Annotated in this window: 6 protein-coding genes; 2 read left to right on the top strand and 4 right to left on the bottom strand. The window is 57.2% G+C overall.

What is annotated here, in order from left to right:
- Positions 1-330: hypothetical protein (locus IBX54_RS12990; protein WP_296543083.1), on the bottom strand; the 330-nt coding region annotated here is incomplete at its 3' end.
- Between the two features lie 207 nt (positions 331-537).
- On the opposite strand from IBX54_RS12990, the gene IBX54_RS12985 reads away from it, so the two are divergent.
- Both IBX54_RS12985 and IBX54_RS12980 read left to right on the top strand, forming a co-directional pair.
- A complete protein-coding gene (locus tag IBX54_RS12985; protein WP_296543080.1) occupies positions 538-858 on the top strand; it encodes a type II toxin-antitoxin system PrlF family antitoxin in 321 nt (106 codons plus the stop codon).
- Positions 858-1,310, top strand: coding sequence for a type II toxin-antitoxin system YhaV family toxin (locus IBX54_RS12980; RefSeq protein WP_296543079.1), 453 nt, complete (start codon positions 858-860; stop codon positions 1,308-1,310). The genes IBX54_RS12985 and IBX54_RS12980 overlap by 1 nt, the downstream gene beginning before the upstream one ends.
- A 40-nt stretch (positions 1,311-1,350) precedes the next feature.
- Here the strand turns inward: IBX54_RS12980 and IBX54_RS12975 are convergent, their stop codons facing one another.
- The 3 genes from IBX54_RS12975 to IBX54_RS12965 all read right to left on the bottom strand — a co-directional run.
- Positions 1,351-2,304: a TrbI/VirB10 family protein gene (locus IBX54_RS12975; RefSeq protein WP_296543077.1), complete on the bottom strand. Its 954-nt coding sequence runs from the start codon at positions 2,302-2,304 to the stop codon at positions 1,351-1,353.
- Positions 2,305-2,831: 527 nt separating this feature from the next.
- Entirely contained in the window at positions 2,832-3,887 is a 1,056-nt protein-coding gene (locus tag IBX54_RS12970) for a TrbG/VirB9 family P-type conjugative transfer protein (protein WP_296543076.1), read from the bottom strand.
- Positions 3,888-3,898: 11 nt separating this feature from the next.
- Positions 3,899-4,522: type IV secretion system protein (locus IBX54_RS12965; RefSeq protein WP_296543074.1), on the bottom strand; the 624-nt coding region annotated here is incomplete at its 5' end.

Genomic DNA, 4,522 nt, shown 5'->3' with positions numbered 1-4,522 from the left:
GGGTGAATTGGGAATGCACGCTGAATACGAAAACGTTGAGCCCAGTGCGGGTGTTTCAAGGTACGTGGGGAACCCGCCGGTCGTCCAGGCGACCCAGCCACTGGGTGTCAAAAAGGCTGCCGGGTAACCGGGCGCACCAGGGTCTTCAATGCCCACCCAGATGGCACCGGGCAGGCCTACATCAGATGCGGCAACGGTGCCGTTGATCGACACGGATGCCGGGGCGGGGTCATACGCTGTGCCTGCGCAAAAGACATTGCCACCGACGGTTTGCGCCATGGCGGCGATGCCGTGGGCTAGCAGCAAAGTGAAAGCAGATATTTTGAGCATGAGTCGGCATTCCTTTCAGGAACGCCAGTCCAGCATCAAGACTTTGGGGGGACGGTGGTGCACCCCGCTGGACTGGCTTTACCCATACCGCGAAGGCGCAATTGCAATGCAAGAACGATCTGTGAGATCAATAAAACATCATGGGCAGGACATTGACAATGTAAGGAGTTTTCCTTACCATGTCATTCACATCAACAGGAGGTCTCCATGCTCGCCATTCACGAAGTTGCCACTCTCACATCCAAAGGTCAGATCACCCTACCTAAACCTATTCGTCAGGCTTTGGGTGTGGATGCCGGGGGCAAGGTCGCCTTTGAATTCTCGGGGGATCGTGTCATTGTCACGCGCGTCACGAACGAACTTCATGAAGATCCGGCCATCAGCAGTTTCCTGGCCTTATTGGAAAAAGACATTCAAATGGGGCAAAACGTTACAACGCTTCCGGATGATTTGGCGCGATCCATGTTGGCCACCGTTTCTAAAGCCGTCGATCTGGATGAAGACATTGTGGGCGACGTGGCGCTGTGATGGTGCACCACGGATGGCATTTGCTCTTCCATGATGGTCTGATCGAGCAGCTTCAAAAACTGGAGAAGGCGGCTTCGCGCGCGAAGGTACAAGACCCGGAGGGTTTTGAGTCCAACGCGAATGTCAAGCTATTTAATGCACTGTCACGTTTGATTTTTGAGACGGTGCCAAACGATCCGAACCGGGAGGAGTACCGGCAAGGCAACACCATGGGTGCGGCGTTTCGTCACTGGAGGCGGGCCAAGATCGGTCGACGTTTTCGGTTGTTCTTTCGCTTTGACTCCAGGACCCGAATCATCATTTTTGCCTGGGTCAATGATGAGAACACGCTGCGTTCATCGGGCGCCAAGACAGATCCCTATGTCGTCTTTCAAAAAATGCTCAAGTCGGGTCATCCCCCTGATGACTGGCGTACTCTGCTGGCTGCCAGTAAGTCCAGATGGAAACCATAGACGCAAAAAATGCGTTTGAATCACTGTGCCGAGCGCCGAATCAGCGGTAAGTCGGCAAGATGATCGAGCGATTGACCATGACATTGAACGCCATGCCAGGACGAATTTGCAGGGTCGGTGAAATGTTCAGGTTCTTTTGCAAAATCTTCGAGCTGACATCACTCAAGGAATTCATGGCGGCAGCCGAGGCTTGAGCCGAGCCGGACGGCGTGTTGAACGCACCCTGGTTTTGCGGTTGCGACTGCTGGGCAGCAACCCCCAAAAACGATACCAGCAACGCCGATGACCAGGTTTTCCAGAAGTGGTTGTCCACCTGATCCTCGATGCCGGATTGACCCTGACCATCAGCCGCTGCCATGCCGCGCAAGGAGATTCGTGCACCGCTGGGCAAGATCAGTTCATCCCAAGCCGCCAGCACCCGCGATTGACCATAGGCAACATCAGCCGAGTACCTGCCGATCAGGCGCGAGCCTTGCGGAATCACCACAGCGTCAGGTTCGTTGGTGGCATAAACAGTCTGGCGGGTCTGTGCAACGATGGTTCCTGGCAGATCCGAATTGATGCCAGACAGCATGACCGCCGGAATGACCGAGCCCGCTGTCAGTTCAAATTCCCCCATTTGAGCTTTGAGCAATTCCGGCAGGTAGCCATTGTCAGCCGCTTCCTTCATGAACGCCCGGTTGCGCGCTTGGGCCACCACTGCCGGGTCCTGACCAACAGGGCTGCCAGCAGCCACTGTTGCAGGCAAATAGCCTGAATTGCTGTTTGTACCCGCCACTCCCGAGGGTGAATTCACCATGCGCATGGTCTCGCCAGTGGCAGATGCGCGGGCATTCACAGCACGCCCATTGGCTGCTAACAAGCTTTGATCCAGACCGCCCACCGGGCGTTCATCCTCAGCACCCACGCCCAAGATGCCCCCTGCAGTCGATTTGGCAGCCAGCGCGGCGCCACCCTTGCCGATGTCGGATGTTTCGGCTGAATCAGAGGCCATGATGAGACCCTGGAGTCGCTCGTACTTTCGTTTTTGCAGCCACAACCGGTGTGCCTCAGCGGGTGTCGGCGGTGAGGCACCGCCACTGGCCGTTTGAGTTCCACCAGAAATGCCATTTTGAGCTGACGAGCGGGTTGTTAGCGGCCCTGTTTGTTGACCATCAGGCGTTTGAAAAGTTGGTTGACTCCTGACGGCAACGGCTCGCCGCTTGAGGTCATCAGCGTTTTCCTTGTACGGAGCCGCTTGACCCGGTGCATCACTGGCCGTCAACTGCTTTTTTGAGTCAGCATGATCACCACTTTTGCCGCTGATCATCACACCGATCAAAATAGCCGATGCCACCGTCGAGGCGCCACCCAAAAGTAAAAATTGCCCTTTTTTGGAAAGTCGCTTGGTACCCGGTGGCGGCGTATGAATTTCCAGCGGCTGACCAGGGCCATCAATGGCCGCAACATCAAGGTCCGCCTGAGCATCTGTCGGACCGACAGCCGGATCGTCAGTCGAGGTTTTCTTGCCCACCCTGAAAATCATTTGCCGCCCCAGTTGAACAAGCCGTTTGCCACCGATTTTTCGCACTGGACAGTTTGGGCGCTGGTACCCACACCCAGCACCAGACTGAGTTTGGCGGGCTTGCCATCGATGATGTAGTAGCCGTTCACCAGTCGTGAATTCAGCAACTCGGTTTCGTTGTTCGAGCTGTTGAACACGGCGGGCGCATCACTGGCCGACGCACCGGGCGGCAATTGAATGAACGTGTGCGTGTCATTGGCAAAGACCCGTGCCGGCCTGAAGGCCGCGTCACCCGCGCAGGTGTAAGCAAAATCAAGCGTGGTCGGGTCAAGTTTGCCAACGGACTTGTCTGCGACGACCCGTTGTGCCCTGGCTTGTTCTGCTGCCAGCTTGGTAGCGGCGATCGCTGCCTCAAATTCCGCTTTTTGCCGCGCTGTGGCTTGTGCCTCGGCACGCAAGTCGCGTGTCATGTTTGCCGGGTCATACCAGCTCACCATGGGAACATACTCGGTTTTACTGGACACCAGGTGCATGTCATAAATGCGCCCCTTGTCAGTCGTGACAACCAGGTTGGTTGAAAGGCCTGCCTGGGTGGGTTTCAACATCATCACCGGCTTCGATCCAGCGGTGGCGTTCTGCAGGAGCCAGCGCACCGTGTCGCCAATCGAGATGCTGGTTATTGCCTCACCGTCCTGCAGCGCGACCGAGCAGACGTGCAAGGGTGCGCAAGTGATCGTCGGACGGGAATAGCCATAGGGATATTCGACAGCACCACTGGCACCCACCAACGCCTCAGCCGCGCCAGTTCGCTCCCAACGCTTTGCCGCTGCCAGCCTGGCCGCATCGGCGGCGGACAGCTTTCTGGTTTGCACCTTGGCTGTGGGTGGCAGCGGCGATGGCGCCAATACGTCAGGGGATGACGTGATTGTTTGCGTTGCGGGCGTGGGCTGCAAAGGGACGGCTTCCAGGCCGGAGGCGTGGGTCGGCAGGGGTGGGGCAGTTTGCGCAGAAGATCGGGCAAAGGCACTGGCAGTCAAGGACAGGATGGCAATGGAGATAAGGGAATTTTTCATGAGGGCGACCTTTACAGAACTTCTTTGGTCCAGGAGATTGACTTGACGTAAATGCCAAAGGGATTCCAAAGCGCGACTTTGGGGTTTTCCGCCAGCTTGGCATCCATCCCAACCGTGACAACCGCTTTCCAGTGCTCTGCAACAGCAGTCGCGCCAGGCTTGGCTTTGGTTTCCACCCACGCCACTTGATAGGTTTCGCCCCCTTGGGGAATGACGGACGAAATTTCGACGCGTGTGACCGAGCCATCGACCGAGAACGGCGAGTTGTCTTTGAAAAATTCATTCAAGAATCCGGCCACGTCGCGCCCAGCCATCGCATACACCCGGTTCAGCGTGACCTGTTGGGCAACCGCATCGGGCAACATGGAGCGCACGTCTTTGATGAAGGCCGCCAATTGAGCCACCATCAACCTTTTATCCAGATCAGCCCTGGCCACTGGCGCGGGACGGGCCACAGCAACAGGCGAGCCGAGTTGGTCGGTAACCACCACAAACGGCTGAATCTTTGACTGGGACCCGACGAACGCAATGCCCACCACAGCCACCACCGCGACAGCCAACGAGCCGGCGGCCATCAGTTGCCAATTGCGCGCGCGTGAGATCAAGCCCCCGTATCGCTCATCCCACTCCCGGCG

The sequence above is a fragment of the Rhodoferax sp. genome, from assembly GCF_014859475.1.
Lineage (GTDB): Bacteria > Pseudomonadota > Gammaproteobacteria > Burkholderiales > Burkholderiaceae_C > Rhodoferax.
The sequence above is the reverse complement of the archived record's forward strand: the minus strand, read 5'-3'. Positions and strand labels throughout refer to the sequence as shown.

What these genes read in the sequence shown, in the direction of transcription:
- IBX54_RS12985 (WP_296543080.1), top strand. Translation starts at nt 538, where the DNA reads ATGCTCGCCATTCACGAAGTTGCCACTCTCACATCCAAAGGTCAGATC.
- IBX54_RS12980 (WP_296543079.1), top strand. Translation starts at nt 858, where the DNA reads ATGGTGCACCACGGATGGCATTTGCTCTTCCATGATGGTCTGATCGAG.
- IBX54_RS12975 (WP_296543077.1), bottom strand. Translation starts at nt 2,304, where the DNA reads ATGGCCTCTGATTCAGCCGAAACATCCGACATCGGCAAGGGTGGCGCC.
- IBX54_RS12970 (WP_296543076.1), bottom strand. Translation starts at nt 3,887, where the DNA reads ATGAAAAATTCCCTTATCTCCATTGCCATCCTGTCCTTGACTGCCAGT.